Origin of the sequence: Thalassospira sp. (genome assembly GCF_030690045.1) — a bacterium.
Taxonomy (GTDB): domain Bacteria; phylum Pseudomonadota; class Alphaproteobacteria; order Rhodospirillales; family Thalassospiraceae; genus Thalassospira.
Genome location: NZ_JAUYHK010000011.1, coordinates 480,888 through 501,025 on the forward strand (window position 1 = coordinate 480,888; position 20,138 = coordinate 501,025).

Below are 20,138 nucleotides of genomic sequence, written 5' to 3' on the forward strand. Positions count from 1 at the left end.
CCGTTCCCGGATGATCACAATCCGCGCGCTATGTTTTTTACAAGATCACAACCAGAAAAATTGTCGCAATCAGAACGCCTTGCACGGGTGCGTCTGGCGCGCAGCAGCAATGTCGGGCCCGTCACCTTTCGCAAGGTACTGGAACGGTTTGGCACGGCCCATCAGGCGATCGAGGCCCTGCCCGCCCTGATTGCCAAAACCGGTGGAAAACGCGCCATCACCCTTGCCAGTCGCGATGCCGCCGTTGCCGAAATCGAAACCGCCCTTGCCATCGGGGCCAAGCCGGTGATCTGGGGCGATGCGGAATATCCAGACGCGCTGGCCGCGATTGCCGATGCGCCGCCCTTCTTTTATGTGATGGGCCGGATGGAATTGTTATCAAAGCCTGCGGTTGGCATTGTCGGGGCGCGCAATGCCTCGACCCATGGCTGCCAGTTTGCCCGAAAACTGGCGACTGATCTGTGCCAGGCCGGATATGTCGTCACATCGGGCATGGCGCGTGGCATTGATGGTGCCGCCCATGACGGGGCCCTTGCCTGTGGGGGCACAGATGGCGGCACCATTGCCGTTCTGGCCGGGGGTGTTGATGTGGTTTATCCGCGCGAAAATGCCAAATTGCATGCGCAATTATGCGAAACCGGCTGTGTGATTTCAGAAATGCCCCCCGGCCTGTCGCCACAGGCGCGGCATTTTCCGCGCCGCAATCGCATCATTTCGGGGCTGGCGCTGGGCGTCATCGTGATTGAGGCCGGGCGCAATTCAGGATCATTGATCACCGCCCGCATGGCCGCCGATCAGGGGCGCGAGGTTTTTGCCGTACCCGGATCCCCCGCCGACCCGCGTGCCAGCGGCCCCAACAGCCTGATCCGCGATGGTGCAACCCTGTGCGACTCCGCCGATGTGGTCATCAACCAGTTGCGCGGCCTGCACACTGCATCGCATTTTCAGGATCAAAAACTGTTTTTTGATCGCAATGGCGTTCCCGATGGGGCGCACAAGCATGTCGGCGACATAGAGGATATCCTGCAATCCCTTGATGCCGAGAACAGCATTGCGGACACGCAAACCCGCCAAAACAGGGGGTTACCCGAAAATGACGATGATGCGCCGCCCCTTGATGTCGCATCGCAATTGATGGAATTTTTATCGCTGGCACCGCTGCCGGTCGATACCCTGATCCGGGTGTCAAAACAGCCTGCGGCGATGGTTTCGACATTGCTGATTGAACTCGAACTTGCAGGAAGGGTTGAACGTCACCCCGGAAATAGGGTATCGCGTATCGCCGATTAAGCGTTGTGCCAAATGATGGCATGACAAATATTGTTGCTTGCAGAATGCAGGTAACACACCATACCCTTTACGCCTCAGGCGCAAAACCGGACACGAAAAACGTAATGAATCTTGTCATCGTCGAATCCCCGGCCAAAGCCAAGACGATCAACAAATATCTCGGTGATGATTTCAAGGTGCTGGCCTCGTTTGGCCATATCCGCGATCTTCCTTCCAAAGACGGTTCTGTTGATCCCGATAATGGTTTTGCCATGATCTGGGAAACCGATGCCCGTTCGGAAAAGCAAATCCGCGAAATTGCATCGGCGGCCCGCGACTCTGACACGATTTATCTCGCGACTGACCCGGATCGCGAAGGTGAAGCGATTTCGTGGCATATTCTCGAAGTCCTCAATCAGAAAAAACTTCTGAAAGGCCGTGAAATTCACCGGGTGGTGTTTCACGAAATCACCAAAAAGGCCGTTCTGGATGCCATTGCCAGCCCCCGCGCCCTTAATCAGGAACTGGTCGATGCCTATCTGGCGCGCCGGGCGCTGGATTATCTGGTCGGTTTTAACCTGTCGCCGGTTTTGTGGCGCAAATTGCCCGGTTCGCGGTCGGCGGGGCGTGTGCAATCGGTGGCATTGCGCCTGATTTGCGAACGCGAAATTGAAATCGAAGCCTTCCGGCCACAGGAATACTGGTCGCTTGAGGCCGATTTTCAGGTTCCCGAAGGCAAATTTTCCGCCCGGCTGACCCATCTGGCCGGGCAAAAGCTCGACAAGCTGGCGATTGGCAACAAGGGCGATGCCGAAATCGCCCGTGAAAAAGTTGAAAAGCGCAGCTATGCGGTGTCAAAGGTCGAACGCAAGGACGTTAAACGCCGTCCGCAGCCGCCCTTTACGACATCCACCCTGCAACAGGAAGCCTCGCGCAAACTGGGTTTTGGTGCCAAACGCACCATGCAAATCGCCCAGCGCCTGTATGAAGGTGTTGATATTGGCGGCGAAACGCAGGGCCTGATCACCTATATGCGTACCGATGCGGTGATCCTGTCGGGCGAAGCACTGGCCGCCGCACGTCGCCTGATCGAAAAGGATTTCGGCAAGCAATATCTGCCGCCTGCGGCGCGCAGCTTTGCCAATAAATCGAAAAACGCACAGGAAGCCCACGAGGCGATCCGCCCGACCGATGTGTTCCGTCGCCCCGATCAGGTTGAACGTCACCTCGATAAAGACCAGATGGCGCTTTATACCCTGATCTGGAAACGCACCATCGCCTGCCAGATGGAAGATGCCCTGTTTGATCAGGTTGCCGTCGATCTGGCATCGAATGACAATCATGTGGTATTGCGTGCCAATGGCTCGGTCGTGCGGTTTGACGGTTTCCTGAAACTGTATCAGGAAGGCCGCGACGACGCCGATGACGACGAAAATGACCGTCGCCTGCCCCCTCTGAGCGAAGGCCAGAAACCCGACCTGCAAAAAGTCGGCATTGATCAGCATTTCACCCAGCCGCCGCCCCGCTATACCGAGGCCAGCCTGGTGAAAAAGATGGAAGAACTGGGCATTGGCCGCCCGTCCACCTATGCCTCGATCATTTCGGTATTGCAGGACCGCGATTATGTGACGCTCGATAAACGGCGTTTTGTCGCACAGGATCGCGGGCGTCTGGTCACGGCATTTTTGTCGAAATTCTTTGAACGTTATGTTCAGTACAATTTCACCGCCGATCTTGAAAACCAGCTTGATGATGTCTCGAACGGTGATCGGGCATGGCGCGATGTTCTGGTCGATTTCTGGGCGGCCTTCAAAGGCAATGTGGACGAGGCCAAAAACCTTCAGATCACCCATGTTCTCGATGCCTTGCAGGGCATGCTGGAAAATTACCTGTTCCCGGCCCGCGAAGACGGCACCGACCCGCATAAATGCCCGAAATGCAGCGACGGGACTCTCAGCCTGAAACTGGGAAAATTTGGTGCGTTTCTGGGATGTTCCAACTATCCGGATTGCAATTATACCCGCCCGCTGGTCGCCAATGACAATGGCGGCGGGGCCGAACTGGATGGCGGGCCCAAGGTTTTGGGTGTCGATAAGGCAACCGGCAAGGAAATCACCCTGCGCAAGGGGCCGTATGGCGTTTATGTGCAACTGGGCGAAGAAGAAAGCGTCGAAGGCAAAAACGGCAAACCGAAAAAGGTCAAACCCAAACGCACATCCCTGCCCCAGGGCATGGACCCATCCGTGGTGGATCTGACCAAGGCCGAGGAATTGCTGACCCTGCCACGCGATGTCGGTGTTTATCCCGACAGCGGCGAGAAAATCGTCGCCAATATTGGGCGGTTTGGCCCCTATGTTCAGGCCGGCAGCACCTTTGCCTCGTTAAAATCCGAAGACGATGTGCTGACCGTCGGTGAAAACCGGGCGATCACGCTGATTGCCGACAAACGCGAAAAATCCGGCAAGGAAATTGGCAAACATCCCGATGACAAGGAACCGATCTTTCTGGCCGAAGGCCGTTGGGGTCCGTATGTCCGCCACAAAAAACTGAATGCCAATCTGCCGACCGGCACCGCCAAGGAAGATGTGACGCTGGAAATGGCGATTGCGGTCCTCAAGGAAAAAGCCGCAAAATCCGGCAAAACGGCAAAAACCGCTGCCAAAAAAGACGGTGCCGAAAAACCGGCGGTCAAAAAGACGACCGCAAAAAAGGCACCGGCCAAGAAAGCAGCGGCGAAAAAACCGGCTGCAAAGAAAAAAACACCCGCCAAAAAGGCGGCGGCACAATAATTGCCGCCTTGTGGCGCGCAGGGCCGTTTTGGTCTTGCCGATAATTCATACGAAAGGACGCCGCACAGTTGGCGAACGATACAGAAGACACATCACATTTCCCGACCAAAGAGGAAATTCTGGAATTCATCGATAAAAGCCCGGTTCCGGTGGGCAAGCGCGAAATTGCACGCGCTTTCAACATCCGGGGTGCGGCCAAGATTGAACTCAAGAAACTTCTGAAAGACCTGAAAGTCGGCGGCGATGTCGTCAAGGGGCGCAAACGGTTTAACAAAACCGGTCGCCTGCCCCCGGTCGAGGTTCTGGAAATTACCGGCATTGATGTGGATGGCGAGGTACTGGCCCGCCCCAATGTCTGGAAAGAAGACGTTCCACCACCCGTCATTTTTGTCAAAACCATTCACCGTGGCGGCCCCAGTGCGCCCGGCATTGGCGACAAAATTCTTGCCAAGCTGCGCTATACCGGCAAGGACACCTACGAAGCCAGCATCATGCGGGTTCTGGGGTCCGGGCCACAGCGCGTCCTTGGCATTTTTCAACCCGGTGACCGCGAAGGCCGGGTTATTCCGACCGACCGCAAGGATTCCGGCGAAATCGTCGTTCAGCTGGATGACCATCCCGATATGATTGCCGGGTCGCTGGTGACGGCGGAATTGCTGCCGGGCAAGCATTTCGGCCTGCGCAAGGGCCGGGTTGTGGATGTTCTGGGCAATATCAACGAACCGAAATCAATCAGTCTGGTCTCGATCCATGCGCGGGGCATTCCCTTTGAATTCCCGCCCGAAGTCGAACTTCAGGCCCGTGAATCCAAAGCCACCCCGATGGAACAGCGCACCGATCTGCGCGACATCCCGCTGGTGACGATTGACGGCGCCGATGCCCGCGATTTTGACGATGCCGTCTGGGCCGAACCGGACCCCGACCCGGCCAATGCCGGAGGCTGGCACGTTATGGTCGCGATTGCCGATGTGTCGTGGTATGTGCGGCCCAATGATGCGCTGGACCGCGAGGCGGTCAAACGCGGCAACAGTTGTTATTTCCCGGATCGCGTTGTGCCGATGTTGCCGTTTGAATTGTCAAACGGCTGGTGTTCGCTGGTCCCGCGCGAAGATCGCGGCTGCATGGCCGTGGAAATGTGGCTGACCGCGCATGGCAAGAAATTGCGTCACAAATTTTGTCGCGGCATGATGAATTCGGCGGCCCGCCTGACCTATGATCAGGTGCAACGCGCCATGGACGGCGAACCCGACGATACCACCGGCCCATTGCTTGAAACCGTGATCAAACCGCTTTATGGCGCATTTCATGCCTTTTTGCAGGCCCGCGAACGCCGGGGCGTTCTGGAACTTGATATGCCCGAACGCAAGATCGAGCTGAATGATCAGGGCCAGATTATTGCCATCGCCCCCCGCGCCCGATTTGACAGCCACAAGCTGATCGAGGAATTCATGATTGCCGCCAATGTCTGCGCGGCCGAAGAACTCGAACGCCTCAAACAGCCCTGCATGTATCGTATTCACGATGCGCCCAGCGAGGAAAAACTCGAAGCCCTGCGGGAATTTCTCGACGGGGCCGGATACAGCCTTGCCCCCGGCAAGGATTTGAAACCGCGCGATTTCAACCGCATTCTGCAACTTGCCAAAGACACGCCGGAATCCGAACTGATCAATACCGTAGTATTGCGCAGCCAGTCACAGGCGATGTACAGCCCCGACAATATCGGCCATTTCGGTCTGGCTTTGATGAAATACGCGCATTTCACCTCGCCCATCCGCCGTTATGCCGATTTGCTGGTGCATCGCGCCCTGATCGCCGGATTGCGATTGGGGGCAGGCGGCCTGACGCATGAAGAAGGCGAACGGTTTGAACAGATCGGCGAGGATATTTCCGGTACCGAACGCCGGGCCGCCATGGCCGAACGCGATGCGGTGGACCGTTATGTTGCGGCCTATATGGCCGACAAGGTGGGGGCGGAATTCCCCGGACGGATTTCCGGTGTCACCCATTTCGGTCTGTTTGTCGCGCTCAGTGAAACCGGGGCCGATGGTCTGGTCCCGATCAGCACCCTGCCCGATGATTATTACGTCCATGATCCGGCCAATCATTGTCTGGTCGGGCAAAATCGCGGCAAAACATTCCGTCTGGGCGATGATGTGATCGTGCGCATTGCCGATGCTGACGCCGCCACCGGCTCACTGGCCCTGCGGCTGGCCGGGCATGCCGAAATGACGGCCCGCGATTTGATTGAACAACCGCGCAGCAATCGTGGCCGGGGTAATCCGGGGCGCAATCCGCGCGGTGGCCCTGGAAAACGCAATCCCGGCAACCGGGATCGCGCCCATGGGGCCAAACCGGGTTTCCGGGCTGCGGCCAAAAAATCGGGGCTGGTTGTGGCCGATTCTGACGGCAAAAAGCAGGAAACCGGGCCGGATAGCAAAAAAAAGACGCTTCCGAAAAAACAGCGTCGCATCCGGATGGCCAACCGGCGCAGTGTCAATCGCAACAATACCGAAGAATAAAACACAACCCCGCCACAAAAATCTGGCGGGGTTGTCTTGCAAAGGATTGACGGTTCATCCGGCAATAGAGGCCAGAAACCCTGCCAGATGTTCACCGGTTTTCTTGCCCCGGTTACTGATAATCGTGACATTCCCCGGCAGACCCACCAGATCGGGATGGCCCGGCTCGAAACTGGTCAGCAATGCCAACGGCTTTTCGCCGGTGGTTTTCATCGCGGCCAAGGCACGGATCAGTTCAATCCCGCTCAGCCCGTCCAGCACGGCCGCCGAAATAATGGCATCCGGGCGGGACTGCACAACAGTCTGAAAGGCTTCGACGGCGGTGCGTGCCGTAATCGTGCGATAGCCCTTCTCGCGCATTTCGCGCTGCAAAAAATGGGCCTGAACCGTCGTTGCGGTGACGATCAGAATTTCAAGGTTCTTGGGAGTCGCCGCATCCTTGTGCGAATCATTTGCGGTTTTTGCACTGCGTGATGGCAGGGATCGCAGGATACGGGTTTCTTCTTCGGCGGGCGGGTTGGTGCCGCTTTCGATGACCTCGCGCACCCAGCTGGTGAAATCAACCAGCGATGCAGCTTCCTGATCGTCAATCGCCGTCAGATCGGCAATGTAATCTTCAAATCGATGGGCAATCGCCCCGACCAGAGGAAACCCGAAAGACCCGGCCAAACCCTTGATTGTATGGGCTTCCCGGCGCAATTCAGCGACACCGGCAGATGCGCTGTCCATACCCCCGGCCACCCGGTCGATGGTGGTTTCAATCCGGTCGATACGATCAATCGTATCTTCCATGAAATCCTGTTTGAGACGCGCTACGATATCGTCCACGTTACTCACCGGGCATCTCCTGTTTTTAGGGTGCGGACCCTATCTGTCTTCATCCCGAATAACGGGCCTTGATCGAAAATCCTTGCCGCAAGACCGGAAGGCTCCGATGATGGGCGCAATTATGCTTATACAGCGATCCTTCAGGACCGAGATACAGGAACATAACAGATAATGCATATCGAACAGGGCGAAACCAGCGGATCTTCCCGAATTCTGACGGGACTGGGCCGCGGATTACGCCGGAAATGCCCCAATTGCGGCCACGGATTTGCCTTTAGTGGCTATTTGAAACTGCGCACGGCTTGCGAATGTTGCGACCATCCGATCGGAGAATACCGGTGCGATGATGCGCCCCCCTATTTCACGATTTTTCTGGTCGGTCACATTGTGATTCCCGGCGTACTGGCAATGGAACAAAGCGGCAGCCCGTCGATGATGTTGCAACTTGGCATCTGGATTCCGGTCACCATTGGCCTGTGTCTGGGCCTGTTGCCCTTTATCAAGGGCGGCGTTCTGGGCACCCAATGGGCCATGCGCATCAAGGGATAATCTGACTGACTGTTTCGCAGGAACAACTCCGGACATATATGGTGGCAGAACACCACGCGGCCCCCTCTTTTGTCTCGACCTTTGCCGGTTCCCTGCCGAACCGGATGGCCGGGCTTTGTGTGACCGGGTTGTTGCTGGCAGGATGTGCGACGGGCGATATCGCCCCGCCGGTTGGCGATATTGATCTTGAAACACGCGACGTCCTGACCCAGACCATCGAATTGCTCGATACCCGCTATATTGACCCGCTGACCCCCGAACAGATTGTGGTTAATGCGCTGGACGGATTGACCGGCATTGACCCTAAAATCGGCGTTGAAATGACGCCGGAACATGTCGCCCTGCGTTATGACGGGCGCGATCTGGATATTCTGCCCCTGCCCGACATGCAAAAAGAAGACTCGTCCTCAGGCATGTGGGCCGATGTCGTTTTGCGCGGACTGGCGCAATTCCGCCTGCATTCACCGATGCTGCGCCTGTCGCCTGACGCCACCATTCAGGCGCGGCTGATCGATGGCGCGATGACCGGCCTTGACCGTTACAGCCGGTATGAAGGCCCCGAACAGGCGCGCAATGCCCGGAACAGGCGCGAAGGCTATATCGGCATCGGGGTGCGTCTGGTCGGGGGCAATGGCTATCCACTGGTCAAGCTGGTGCATGACAATGGTCCGGCAATCAAGGCGGGATTGCAGATCGGCGATCAGATCATTTCGATTGATGGCATCGATCTTTACAATCAAAGCAGCCTGTTTGCCTCTGATCTGTTGCAGGGCAAGGCCGACAGTATTGCCGAACTTGAAATCAACCCGGCAGGCAGCAACCGCATCAAAACAATTCAGGTCGTGCGCGAACGGGTGATCGCTCCCACCGTTTTCACCGCCCTGCGCCGCAATGTCGTGGTGGCCCGCATCACCGGATTTAACAACGATACCGCCCGCTCACTTGCCGCCGCCATCGACACCACCCGCAAGAACAATAACGGCCATCTTGCCGGTGTTGTGATGGATTTGCGCGGCAATCGGGGCGGATTGCTGCAACAGGGGGTTGATGTTGCCGACCTGTTTCTGGCAGGGGGGCCGATTGGCAATACCCATGCCCGTATTTCTGCCGCCCGCCATGTATTCGAGGCCAACGAGGCCGACCTGATAAACGGTGCGCCGCTGGTGGTGCTGATTGATGGCAATACCGCCTCGTCGGCAGAATTGGTCGCCGCCGCCTTGCAGGATCGCGGGCGGGCCGTTCTGGTTGGTTCCACCAGTTTTGGCAAAGGGTCGGTGCAGGCGATCAATGACCTGATCAATTCCGGCACCCTGACCTTCACCTGGTCGCGGCTAAGCGCCCCGTCCGGATACACATTTGACCGAATCGGATTGCATCCGGCAATTTGCACGGTCGATATTCCCGCCGATGATATCGATATCCTGATGCAAAATGCCGTCGCCGGAAAAAAGAAACTCGATGCCCTGATGGTGGCCTGGCGGCATACCAATTACAGTGACGAACAAACCCGCCGCACCTTGCGCGACACCTGCCCGCCCGGCAAAACCGCCGGAGAGCTTGATGTTGATGTCGCTGTGAAGCTGATCGAAAATATCAGCAACTACAATATGTTATCGGTCAAATCCGATACTGAAATTGCCGATACCAACCTGTTTCACTGAAAAAGACGGAAAAAAGCGGCAAAGATGGCTTGACAGTCAGGCGATAACCGTTATGTTCTGCGGCCTGAGACACACCTGAAATACAGGATGCAGAGATATGGCGAAGCCCGCTTCGATCCTCATCAAGTTGGTGAGCACCGCAGAAACCGGTTACTTCTATGTTGTTAAGAAGAACCCGCGGAACACCACTGAGAAATTCCAGTTTCGCAAATATGATCCGGTTGTGCGCAAGCACGTCGTGTTCAAAGAAGCGAAAATGAAGTAATTCACCCGGCCCTTCGGGGCTGGCTGGGTTTCGACGAGATTAAAAAAGACGTGGCCTTTCGGGTCACGTCTTTTTTATGTCCGCATTTTGCGATGCCGATCACCTCAGGCGCGCATGCCGCCACCCGGTCAGCGCCAGTAACAGCCAGCCAATGATAAACGCCGTCCCACCCACCGGGGCCACCATGCCAAATGCCGCAATGCCGCTAAAGGCGATGGCATAAAGCGATCCACAAAAAAAGACGATGCCCACGACCCATGCCATTGCGGTCCAGCGCAGCAGATGCCCGCCGGGCATGGCACTGTAAAGGGCCGCAACCGCCGTCAGGGCCACCGCATGGATCAATTGATAATGTGCGCCCTTTTCCACCAGCCCACGGGCGTAATCCATTTCGACACCGGCCATGCCGTGGGCCGCAAACGCCCCCAGCCCGACTGCCATGGCCCCGTTCAGCCCGGCCAGAATTAATGATACGCGCATGTTTTGATCCTTTGTCATCATCACCGGTTTTCCGGCGATCCTATGGACAAATCCATGAAAACACCATGATCTGGCGCAAAAAAAATGGCCGCGCATTGCAGCGCGGCCAGTAAACTCTCTTGGGGGAGATGTGCCCAGCCTCATAAAGGGCCAAACAACATCCCCCTTATAGAAACCCGGGGCGCAAACGCCTGTGACAACCGTCACAACAGGCTGAAAAAACACCGAATTTGCCAAAAATCAGTCAAACCCGTGCGACAAAATCGCTTCCAGCCGCTGCAAATCGGGAACATGCAGGCCCTTTTCGGTTTTTATGACCAGTTTCTGACGGCTCAGACTGCCCAGCACACGGGCAACTGTTTCGCGTGAGGTGCTGACGCGCCCGGCAATATCGGAATGCACCGGCACGGGTGAAATCATGGCACTGCCATCGGGTCGTTCTGCCTGTTGCGCACAGCGCAGAATTTCGGCAACCACCCGTTCATTGGCCCCCAGCGTGCTGACATCGACAATGCGCCGGGTCGAACTGCGCACAATGCGCGCCAGTTCCTGAATAACCCGCCACGCCACCGTTGGATGTTCCTTGATCACGGTCTCAAAACTGGCCGGGCTCAGCACACCGACCTCGGTCAGGCCGACAGCCAGAACACAGGCTGATCGCGGCTGGCCGTCAATCGCGGCCAGATGCCCGACGCAGCCACCAGTATCAATTTCTTCCAGCGTGACTTCGCGGCCCGAAATCGAATAATTGACCACCCGCACCTTGCCCGACAAAATCAGAAAAACGTCCGAACTGTCCGATTCCGGTTCGATGATTTCCATCCCGGATTGGAATTTGCGACGTCGCACATGCCGGTTCACATCGGCCAGCTCACATTCATTCAGATCGGATAAAATTCCGACCACAGATAACCCCAACATCTTCCCCGGCTTTTCAGTTGTTTGGTCTTGTTTTTGTTTTTCGTTCCCCATGATCGCACCAACATACGCAAAACCACGCAAGCTGACAATCGCAACCACAGATGCCAACAAGGTAAAAGCATGTTATGGTCCTATGAGACAGATATCTGACGCCACCGCACAGGAGGCCTGCCATGACACCTCAACTGGAAATATTTCGTCGCAACCCAACCGGGAAAAGCAATTGCAAGGCCCCGGTCGTGCTGGTCCACGGGGCCTTTACCGGCGCATGGTGCTGGAACGAACATTTTCTCAGTTATTTTGCCGATCAGGGATTTGAAACCGTTTCCTTTTCCCTGCGCGGTCATGGCGGCAGCGGCGGGCGCGAATCGCGCAATCATGCCTCTATTGACGATTATGTCGCCGATCTGGAAACCGTTGTCGAAACACTGGGACAGGAACCCATCCTGATCGGTCATTCGATGGGCGGTTATATCGTTCAGAAATATCTGGAAACCCACCATGCACGGGCTGCGGTCCTGATGGCATCCGTGCCGCCCGAAGGCTTGATCGCCAGCAATGCGATGATGGCGATGTCGAATCCCGATCTGTATTTGCAGATGTTCTGGCTTCAGGCAATTGGCCCCCATACCCTTTTGCGCGAAAAACTGGGCCGGGCGATGTTATCGGCCGATGTCGCATCGGATGACGGCATGATCTATTTTGGCCGCCTTGAAACCGAAAGCCACCGCGCCCTGATGGATATGATGGGAACCAACCCGGTTTTCCTGTCCCCCACCGATGTCCCGCCGATGTTGGTTTTGGGGGCGCGCAATGACGAAATCATCCCCAGTGAACTGGTCCACACCACGGCCCTGCGCTATCATGCCGATTGTCTGATTCTGGATGATATCGCGCACGCCATGATGCTTGATACCAACTGGCAACAGGCCGCCGATGCCGTAATTGACTGGCTGCATGTCAATGTCGCGGACAAAAGCAAAACAGCAGGCAAACAATCCGCCGCCTGAACCGCGATGATGCTGCCTCATTTGCACCCCAAACCTGCGTAAAACAGGATGGCAGGCAATGTTCCCGTATCACGGGAACAAAGAACAATACTGACATAAGGTGGGCTTCGATGACAAACTCAGGATATCCCCTTGCGATGCGGCTTGCCGTAACCATAAGTGCGATCATGGCATTTGGCCCGGCGGTATCGGCCCAACAAACGACAGATGCCATATCCCCCGAAAGCACAACCGGCCTGGCACAACGCACCGATGCCGTGCGCGCCCAAAACTGGATGATCAGCACCGCCAATCCGCTGGCGTCACAGGCCGGGGCGAATGTTTTGTCGCGGGGCGGCAATGCGATTGATGCGATGGTCGCCGTACAGGCCATGCTCGGGCTGGTGGAACCACAATCATCGGGCCTCGGCGGCGGCGCCTTTCTGGTTTATTACGATGCCCGCACCGGCACCCTGACCACGCTGGATGGCCGCGAAACCGCCCCGATGGCGGCAACCGACACCCTGTTTCAAACCGCCAGCGGCGAGGCGATGAAATTTTATGATGCCGTGGTTGGTGGCCGGTCGGTCGGAACACCGGGCACCCCGATGCTGATGGCGACCGCCCATCAGAAATGGGGGCAGATGCAATGGCAAAACCTCCTGGCCCCGGCGATTGAACGGGCCGAACTGGGCTTTTCCGTTTCACCGCGTCTGGCCGGGCTGATTGCCAATGATGTGGATCGCCTTAAAACCGACCCGGCGGCGGCATCCTATTTTCTCGGTGCGGATGGCAATCCCTTGCCCGCCGGAACATTGCTGCACAATCCGGACTATGCCGCGACCCTGCGCGATCTGGCGCAAAATGGTGTCGATGCCTTTTATCACGGTGACATCGCCCATGCGATTGCCGCCAAGGTTCAGGGCGCAACCGGCAATCCCGGCCTTTTGGCAACAGATGATCTGGCCGGTTATCAGGTGATCGAACGTCAACCGGTCTGTGCATCCTATCGCGCCCATGAGGTTTGCGGCATGGGTCCGCCGTCATCAGGCGGTCTGACCGTCGGTCAAATTCTGGGCCTGATCGAACCTTATGACATTGCCGGAATGGGGCCGGATTCCGTCGATAGCTGGCGGCTGATCGGCGATGCCTCGCGCCTTGCCTTTGCCGACCGGGGCCGTTACATCGCCGACAGCGATTTTGTCGATGTGCCGGTGCGCGGGCTTCTGGACCCGGATTATCTTGCCGACCGGGCCAGGTTGCTCGATCGCACCACTACTCTGCCCGATGCCCAACCGGGCAACCCGCCCCGAACCCATGCTGCGCGATTTGCCGATGACACCTCCATCGAATTTCCCAGCACCAGCCATTTTTCGATTGTCGATGACTGGGGCAATGTTGTTTCCATGACCACCACCATTGAAAACGGGTTTGGCTCGCGGTTGATGGTGCGGGGATTTTTGCTCAATAACGAACTGACCGATTTTTCGTTTGAAAGCCATGCCGATGGCGTGCCCGTCGCCAACCGGGTCGAACCGGGCAAACGCCCGCGATCTTCGATGGCCCCGACCATCGTGATGAAGGATGGCAAACCGGTCATTGCCGCCGGGTCGCCGGGTGGATCGCGCATTATCGGCTATGTCGCGCAATCGCTGATCGCGATGATCGACTGGCAGATGGACCCGCAACAGGCCATCAACCAGCCACGCCGGGTCAACCGTTTTGGCCCCTACGATCTGGAGGCAGGCACCCCGGATGTTGACCTTGCCCCGAAACTGGCCGCGATGGGTTTTAAAACCAATGTCACGGACCTTAATTCGGGCCTGCATATCATCGAAATCACCGAAAACGGCCTGATCGGCGGGGCCGATCCACGGCGCGAAGGTCTGGTGATCGGGGAATGACATCTTTTGGGTTTTGGGTCATTTGGGGCACTCCCCACCCAAAACCCGCCTTCCCGTAACCACGAAAACCGGACAGCCGCAAAGACCGTAAAGCTCCAATGCCGCCTCCATGATCTTTTGACGGGTTCCGTCTTCCTGCCTTGATCTCAATGATCTGGTATATTTGCGCCTTGTCATTTCAATGAGCACACCCGATTAATGAAATCAAAAAATCTGGCCTCGCCGACTCGCTTTCAGTAATCAATCATGATCCCTGAAAACAACCGCTAAAGTTGCTGCATCACACCCTTCCGCCCCGGAAAACCGCCAAATAACGGCTGTGACAGCCCCCGAATCGCCAACCCGGCAGGACCGATGCAGACAAGACGGACTACCCCCGTGGGACTTTGGCGAGGCTCCATCAGGGGTACTTGATATGGCGCCCATACCCCCGTCTGCCTCACAAGCCGCATCCGAAAATGCAGGCTTGGAACTCTTTCCACCGCCGGACCTTCGCCCCGCGTTAACCGAACCCGCCGCAAAATGCCCCCGCTTTCGGGGCTGTGGCGACAAAGCCGCAATCCAGCCAGGGCCCGCCTTTCCCGTCATCACGGGAACCGGGCAAGACCGGACAAACCTCGTGCCTCCGCCCGCCGGGCAACTCGCCCGGCAATGCCGGATGGCTCCCGCCCGATCCGGGCAGACACGGCCAAGCACAAGACGCACCTCGGGCAGCCGTCACCCCAAAACCGCCCTTCCCGCGAACGCGGAATCCAGACAGCCGCCGGGTATCTGCCAGCTTCGCCAACAGGCCACCTTCGGACCCACCACCCGCTCCAGCCACCCCGGCAATGCCGGATGGCTCCCGCCCCGATCCGGGCAGGACTGCCACCGACAAGACGCAACTCGGGCGTCTTGACAAATGGCCGGGTTAGCGGACCCGCGCAGGGCCACCGTAATGACTTTTCCACCTGCCGGTCGTGATCCTGCGGGGTCGCCTTTCGATCTGTCTGTCAATGTATCGCTGCATCATCATTTCTTTCCTCTGGCCCAAACGCAAAAACCCGCAAAGCATAAGGCTTTGCGGGTTTCGGTCCGGGCGGATTTATCCCCTTGACTTTTCTGTTATGCCACAGTGAAAAGAACAAAGCAAGAATTTTTTCAAAAAATCTGAAAAAACTTTGTATGTGTGCCGCCGCTCGATCTAAAATACTTTAAAACCAATAAGTTGACGGGCCAAGCATATCCCGGCCCGTTTTGCCTATCGGTTCAACCAGCCCGCCAGCAGATCATGCAAATGATCATGATCCCGCGCCACATAATGCGCCCCGGCCCCCTGCAAAATTTCCGCCGGGGTCAGGTCAACAAGGCCAATCACGGTTGCCCCCGACGCCACCCCGGCCGTCACCCCCGCCACACTGTCGTCAATCACAACGCAATCTTCAATCGCGACCCCGATCCTTTCCGCTGCCAACAAAAAAACATCCGGGGCGGGTTTGGGATTGGGAACATCCCGCGCCGAACAAATCCGCCCGGCAAAGCGATCATATAACCCAACCTTGCCAAGGGACACTTTCATCTTGTCATGCGGGCCGTTGCTGCCGACCGCCATCGGAATTCCGTTCGCATCAAGCATATCAAGCAGTACCGGCAGGTCGGCAATCGGTTGCAGGTCACGCTCGAACGCGGCAAAAGTCCGGGTGTAACATTCATCCACCCAGCCATCGGGCAGGATCACACCAAATTTCTCGGCGATCGTGGGGGCAACAAGGGCAAGCGTCCCCCCGATGAAAAGATCGTGGGTTTCCCGGGCCGTTACGTTGCATCCGTTCTGGCGCAAAAGATCAACCATAACCTGATTGGCGAGATTTTCCGTATCAACCAGCACACCGTCGCAATCAAAAATCACACCACGCACTACCGGTTTTACCACTGCAACATCCATTCCGATTTTCCTTACAATCCGGCCAGTTTCGACCATTTTCCATCATCCCAACCCACAACCCGCACCGATCCAAAATCCACCACCGGGCGTTTGATCACGGTCGGATTCGCCGCCAGAACCGCCGCCGCAGCCTGCGCATCCCCCTGCTCCAGCACCGCCTTGTCGGCATCCGACAGGTTCCGGTAACTCGGCCCGCGCCGATTGATCAGAACCGCCCCGCCAACCTCGTCCAGCCACCCGGCAATCACCGCGGGCGTTATGCCATCGACACGAAAATCATGAAAACGATGCTCCACCCCTTCGGCCTCAAACCATTTCAACGCCTTGCGCACCGTGTCGCAGTTTTTGATGCCGTAAATCGTGATCATGAACTTTCCTGTATTTGCTTCGTGCTTGCTTCTGCGGGGCAGCCATGCCGATCCGCTACCGGACGATGTTTGCACACCAGACGAGGAAGATATATAAAGACCCCGCTTTGAAAACGGCAACCCCGTGATAACGAAACAGTTTCAGGAACCGCACTATATGACTGTCAACCGCCGCATTTCCATCGCCCCGATGATGGACTGGACGGACCGGCATGATCGCTATTTTTTGCGGCTGATCAGTCGGCAGGCGGTGCTTTATACCGAAATGGTGACGACCGGGGCCATCCTGTTTGGCGGGGCGGAACGGCATTTGCGGTTTGATGCCGCCGAACATCCCGTTGCCCTGCAACTGGGTGGCAGCAACCCCGATGATCTGGCCCGCGCCTGCGATAGTGCCAATCATTTTGCCTATGATGAAATCAACCTGAATTGCGGCTGCCCGTCCGACCGGGTGCAAAATGGCGCCTTCGGCGCCTGCCTGATGGCAGAACCGCATACCGTGGCCGATTGCATCCGGGCAATGATCGCCGCAAGCACCGCCCCGGTAACGGTAAAAAACCGCATCGGCATTGATGATCAGGAAGATTACCCGTCGTTAAAACGCTTTGTCGAAACCGTGGCCGATGCCGGATGCAAAACCTTTATCATCCATGCCCGCAAGGCGTGGCTCAAAGGCCTGTCGCCCAAGGAAAACCGCGAAGTTCCGCCGTTGCGTTATGAGCTGGTCTATCAGTTGAAACAGGAATTGCCGGAACTTGAAATCATCATCAATGGTGGCATCACAACGCTGGATCAGGCCGAAAACCATCTGCGCCATGTCGATGGTGTGATGATCGGGCGCGAGGCCTATCACAACCCCTATGTCCTTGCCGATGTGGACCGGCGGTTTTATGGCGATACCGCCCCCCCGCGCAGCCGCCATCAGGTGATAGAAGACATGCTGCCCTACATCGAAACGCATCTTGCCGAAGGCCACGGCAATCTGGCCCATGTGACGCGGCATATTCTGGGCCTGTTTCAGGGGATGCGCGGTGCCAAACAATGGCGGCGGTATCTGAGCGAAAACGCCCATCGCAAGGGGGCCGGGGCCGATGTGGTACGCGAAGCCCTGAACATGATCGACCCCGCCCCGGCAACCGATACAGAGGACCGGCAGGTTTTAAGCGCATGACGCCAGACCGGCCTGCCCCGCCCGCCCATCCGAGCAAAAAGCCGAAAGACAGGCCGTGGTTTGCTGCCGCACCTGCCCTTGGCACACAATACGGCGATGTGGCGGTGATTGGCGGCGGCATTGCCGGGGCGGCTTGTGCCGATGCGCTGCAAAGGCGTGGCATCGGGGTGTCGTTGTTTGAAAAAAATCACGATCTGGCACAGGCAGCATCGGGCAATCCGATTGGCATGCTGGAACCGTATCTGACCGTCAACAACAGCCTTGCCGGACAGTTTTACGAGGCCGGATACCGTTTTTCCACCCGCAAGATTGCAGAAATGCATCAGGCAGGCAGGGTCGAAGCCGGTTTTTGCGGGGTTCTGACGCTGGCCGGAAACAACCGCGATGCCGAACGGCAAAATGCCCTGATCTCGCGCTTGCCCGCCCTTGATAATCTCGTGCGTCCTGTTAATGCCGACGCGGCCAGCGCGCTGTTTGGCCTGCCCCTGCCGACCGGCGGGCTGTTTTTTCCCGATGCGGGATGGGTCAATCCGCCGTCCCTGTGCAAGGCATTGTGTCGGGGCGTGGATTATCACCCGGATACCCATATTACCGGCATTGCCCGCGACGGCGGCGGTGCCATCACCCTGAAGGATACAGCGGGAACAGCGCGGGGCCCGTTCGGCGCGGTGATCCTTGCCGGGGCGATGGAAACGGCAGATTTTGCGCAAAGCCGGTGGCTGGCGGACTATCTGGTGGCTGTGCGTGGCCAGATTTCCTGTTTTTCCGAACAGGCCCTTGCATCCGCCCTGCCCGGTGCGCGGATTGACTGTGTGCTCAGCCATGACGGTTATCTGACTCCGGCGCGCGATGGCTGGCATGTTTTTGGCGCGACCTTTGACCGCGATGATCGCGATACGGCACTGCGCGACGAAGATCATACCGCCAATCTGGCGCAACTGGCCGCCATCCTGCCCGATCTCGCCGCCAAAATGACCCCACAAGATTTGACCGGCCGGGCCGCCTTGCGCACCACCACGCCGGATCATTTACCGCTGATTGGTCCGGCCCCGGATTATGATGGTTATCTTGCCGCCTATCCCGATCTGGACAAAGGGCGGCATTATGCGCGATATCAGGATGCGCCGTACCACAAAGGCGTGTATATCTGTACCGGGTTCGGGGCGCGTGGCATGATCGCCGCCCCGCTTGCCGCCGATATCATCGCCAGCCAGATATGTGCCATGCCAGCAACCTTGCCAACACCGGTTCTTGACGCCATCCATCCGGCCCGCTTTATCATTCGTGGCCTGAAACGCGGAATGATTGCATCATGAGCCATCCCGCCGATCCCGATAACCGCACCCATGCCGCCCTGATTCTTGCCCTGTTTTTTGTCGGGCTGTTTCTGGTGCAGGGGGTGTTTTTGCCCTATTGGCCGGTGTGGTTAAAGGATCAGGGGTTAACTGCCGGTGAAATCGGCATTTTGCTGTCCCTGCCAAGCTGGATCAGGATTTTTGCCGATCCCCTGATCGGGCAACATGCCGATCAGTCGGGCAATCGTAAAACGCCGATGCTGTGGCTGGCGGGGATTTATGTTCTGACTTTTCTGGCCTTTCCGCTGTCAGACAATTTCTGGTTTCTGGCCGGATTGTCGGCGATTGTCGGTTTTACCTTTGCGCCCTTATTGCCCTTGGGCACCACGATCACGGTGCATGAATGCAAACGCCACAGCCTTGATTATGGCCGGGTGCGGCTTTGGGGATCTTTGGCCTTTATTGCCGCGTCCTATGGCGCAGGCTGGATTCTGGAAAGTGTCGGCAGCGATATCATCGTCTGGCTGATCTGCCTTGCCGGACTGATCAATTTTGCCATCATCACCCGCATGCCCAACCCGCAAACCGACCGCCCCCTGCGCCGGGGATCGTCGCTGATTTATCTGCTGCGCAATCCGGTTTTTCTGATTTATCTGGGCTGTATCGGCTTTGCCCAGGCCAGCCACGGCACTTATTACAGTTTTGCCTCGGTCCATTGGGAAAATGTCGGATTTTCGCATGATATTATCGGCCTGTTCTGGTCGGTGGGTGTGATGGCGGAAATCCTGCTGTTTGCGGTCGCGGGGAAATATGTCCGCACCTGTCATCCCGGATTGTTGTTTGCGCTGGGGGCAATGGGCGGATTACTGCGCTGGACCGTTCTGGGCAGTACCGATCAATTCTGGCTGATCTTGCTGGTGCAGCCGCTTCATGCTGCGACCTTTGGCATTACCCACCTTGCCGCCATCAGTTTTATCGCCCGTGCTGTGCCATCGCAAATGGCAACATCGGCGCAAAGCCTGATGGCAACGCTGTCGATGGGGTTGTTTCTGGGCGGCAGTGTCTGGGCATCCGGGCCGCTTTATGGTGCGTTCGGATCACATGCCTATTATGCCATGACTGTTTTTTCCGCCATCGCCCTTGGCTTTGCCATCTGGCTTGGTAAAAGCTGGCGCGACGAAAAACCGATTTTAAGTGCCGGATAGA

Annotated in this window: 17 protein-coding genes; 11 read left to right on the forward strand and 6 right to left on the reverse strand. The window is 57.2% G+C overall.

Going from position 1 to position 20,138, the window contains the following annotated elements; translation table 11 throughout:
* Positions 1-60 precede the first annotated feature (60 nt).
* From dprA to rnr, 3 genes are all read left to right on the forward strand, one after another.
* The gene (dprA, locus tag Q8O73_RS08215; RefSeq protein WP_305557370.1) at positions 61-1,290 is read left to right on the forward strand and encodes a DNA-processing protein DprA; all 1,230 of its coding nucleotides are present in this window, start codon (positions 61-63) and stop codon (positions 1,288-1,290) included.
* Between the two features lie 104 nt (positions 1,291-1,394).
* A complete protein-coding gene (gene topA, locus Q8O73_RS08220) occupies positions 1,395-4,058 on the forward strand; it encodes a type I DNA topoisomerase (RefSeq protein WP_305557373.1) in 2,664 nt (887 codons plus the stop codon).
* 68 nt (positions 4,059-4,126) lie between these two features.
* Positions 4,127-6,577: a ribonuclease R gene (gene rnr / locus Q8O73_RS08225; RefSeq protein ID WP_305557376.1), complete on the forward strand. Its 2,451-nt coding sequence runs from the start codon at positions 4,127-4,129 to the stop codon at positions 6,575-6,577.
* A gap of 54 nt (positions 6,578-6,631) precedes the next feature.
* Here rnr and Q8O73_RS08230 read toward each other — a convergent pair whose 3' ends face one another.
* Complete coding sequence (locus Q8O73_RS08230) at positions 6,632-7,414, reverse strand: Hpt domain-containing protein (RefSeq protein WP_305557378.1); 783 nt, start codon at positions 7,412-7,414, stop codon at positions 6,632-6,634.
* Positions 7,415-7,576: 162 nt separating this feature from the next.
* Between Q8O73_RS08230 and Q8O73_RS08235 the strand changes: the two genes are divergently transcribed.
* The 3 genes from Q8O73_RS08235 to rpmG all read left to right on the forward strand — a co-directional run bounded on the left by Q8O73_RS08235 (position 7,577) and on the right by rpmG (position 9,880).
* Positions 7,577-7,954 carry a DUF983 domain-containing protein gene (locus Q8O73_RS08235; protein ID WP_305557380.1) on the forward strand — a complete coding sequence of 126 codons (378 nt, stop codon included), beginning with the start codon at positions 7,577-7,579 and terminating at the stop codon, positions 7,952-7,954.
* Positions 7,955-7,995: 41 nt separating this feature from the next.
* A complete protein-coding gene (locus Q8O73_RS08240) occupies positions 7,996-9,615 on the forward strand; it encodes a S41 family peptidase (RefSeq protein WP_305557383.1) in 1,620 nt (539 codons plus the stop codon).
* Positions 9,616-9,712: 97 nt separating this feature from the next.
* Complete coding sequence (rpmG, locus tag Q8O73_RS08245) at positions 9,713-9,880, forward strand: 50S ribosomal protein L33 (protein WP_305557386.1); 168 nt, start codon at positions 9,713-9,715, stop codon at positions 9,878-9,880.
* A 99-nt stretch (positions 9,881-9,979) separates the two neighbouring features.
* Here rpmG and Q8O73_RS08250 read toward each other — a convergent pair whose 3' ends face one another.
* Positions 9,980-10,360 carry a DUF423 domain-containing protein gene (locus Q8O73_RS08250; RefSeq protein ID WP_305557389.1) on the reverse strand — a complete coding sequence of 127 codons (381 nt, stop codon included), beginning with the start codon at positions 10,358-10,360 and terminating at the stop codon, positions 9,980-9,982.
* A gap of 240 nt (positions 10,361-10,600) precedes the next feature.
* Positions 10,601-11,266 (reverse strand): Crp/Fnr family transcriptional regulator, encoded by a 666-nt coding sequence (locus Q8O73_RS08255; RefSeq protein WP_305557392.1) that lies wholly within the window; start codon positions 11,264-11,266, stop codon positions 10,601-10,603.
* A 188-nt stretch (positions 11,267-11,454) separates the two neighbouring features.
* Between Q8O73_RS08255 and Q8O73_RS08260 the strand changes: the two genes are divergently transcribed.
* Together Q8O73_RS08260 and ggt are read left to right on the forward strand one after the other, a co-directional pair.
* Positions 11,455-12,291 carry an alpha/beta hydrolase gene (locus Q8O73_RS08260; RefSeq protein ID WP_305557394.1) on the forward strand — a complete coding sequence of 279 codons (837 nt, stop codon included), beginning with the start codon at positions 11,455-11,457 and terminating at the stop codon, positions 12,289-12,291.
* Positions 12,292-12,428: 137 nt separating this feature from the next.
* Entirely contained in the window at positions 12,429-14,174 is a 1,746-nt protein-coding gene (gene ggt / locus Q8O73_RS08265; RefSeq protein ID WP_305557396.1) for a gamma-glutamyltransferase, read from the forward strand.
* Between the two features lie 502 nt (positions 14,175-14,676).
* Here the strand turns inward: ggt and Q8O73_RS08270 are convergent.
* The 3 genes from Q8O73_RS08270 to Q8O73_RS08280 form a co-directional block, all read right to left on the reverse strand.
* A complete protein-coding gene (locus Q8O73_RS08270) occupies positions 14,677-15,051 on the reverse strand; it encodes a hypothetical protein (RefSeq protein ID WP_305557397.1) in 375 nt (124 codons plus the stop codon).
* Positions 15,052-15,414: 363 nt separating this feature from the next.
* On the reverse strand, positions 15,415-16,098 hold the full coding sequence (locus Q8O73_RS08275; protein ID WP_305557399.1) for an HAD family phosphatase: 684 nt from the start codon (positions 16,096-16,098) through the stop codon (positions 15,415-15,417).
* A gap of 11 nt (positions 16,099-16,109) precedes the next feature.
* The gene (locus tag Q8O73_RS08280) at positions 16,110-16,466 is read right to left on the reverse strand and encodes an ArsC/Spx/MgsR family protein (protein WP_305557402.1); all 357 of its coding nucleotides are present in this window, start codon (positions 16,464-16,466) and stop codon (positions 16,110-16,112) included.
* 157 nt (positions 16,467-16,623) lie between these two features.
* Between Q8O73_RS08280 and dusA the strand changes: the two genes are divergently transcribed.
* The 3 genes from dusA to Q8O73_RS08295 are packed head-to-tail and all read left to right on the forward strand — an operon-like array spanning position 16,624 to position 20,137.
* Entirely contained in the window at positions 16,624-17,637 is a 1,014-nt protein-coding gene (gene dusA, locus Q8O73_RS08285; RefSeq protein ID WP_305557405.1) for a tRNA dihydrouridine(20/20a) synthase DusA, read from the forward strand.
* On the forward strand, positions 17,634-18,953 hold the full coding sequence (gene mnmC, locus Q8O73_RS08290) for an FAD-dependent 5-carboxymethylaminomethyl-2-thiouridine(34) oxidoreductase MnmC (protein WP_305557408.1): 1,320 nt from the start codon (positions 17,634-17,636) through the stop codon (positions 18,951-18,953). Before dusA ends, mnmC begins: the two co-directional genes overlap by 4 nt.
* Positions 18,950-20,137: an MFS transporter gene (locus Q8O73_RS08295; RefSeq protein ID WP_305557411.1), complete on the forward strand. Its 1,188-nt coding sequence runs from the start codon at positions 18,950-18,952 to the stop codon at positions 20,135-20,137. Before mnmC ends, Q8O73_RS08295 begins: the two co-directional genes overlap by 4 nt.
* Position 20,138 lies beyond the last annotated feature (1 nt).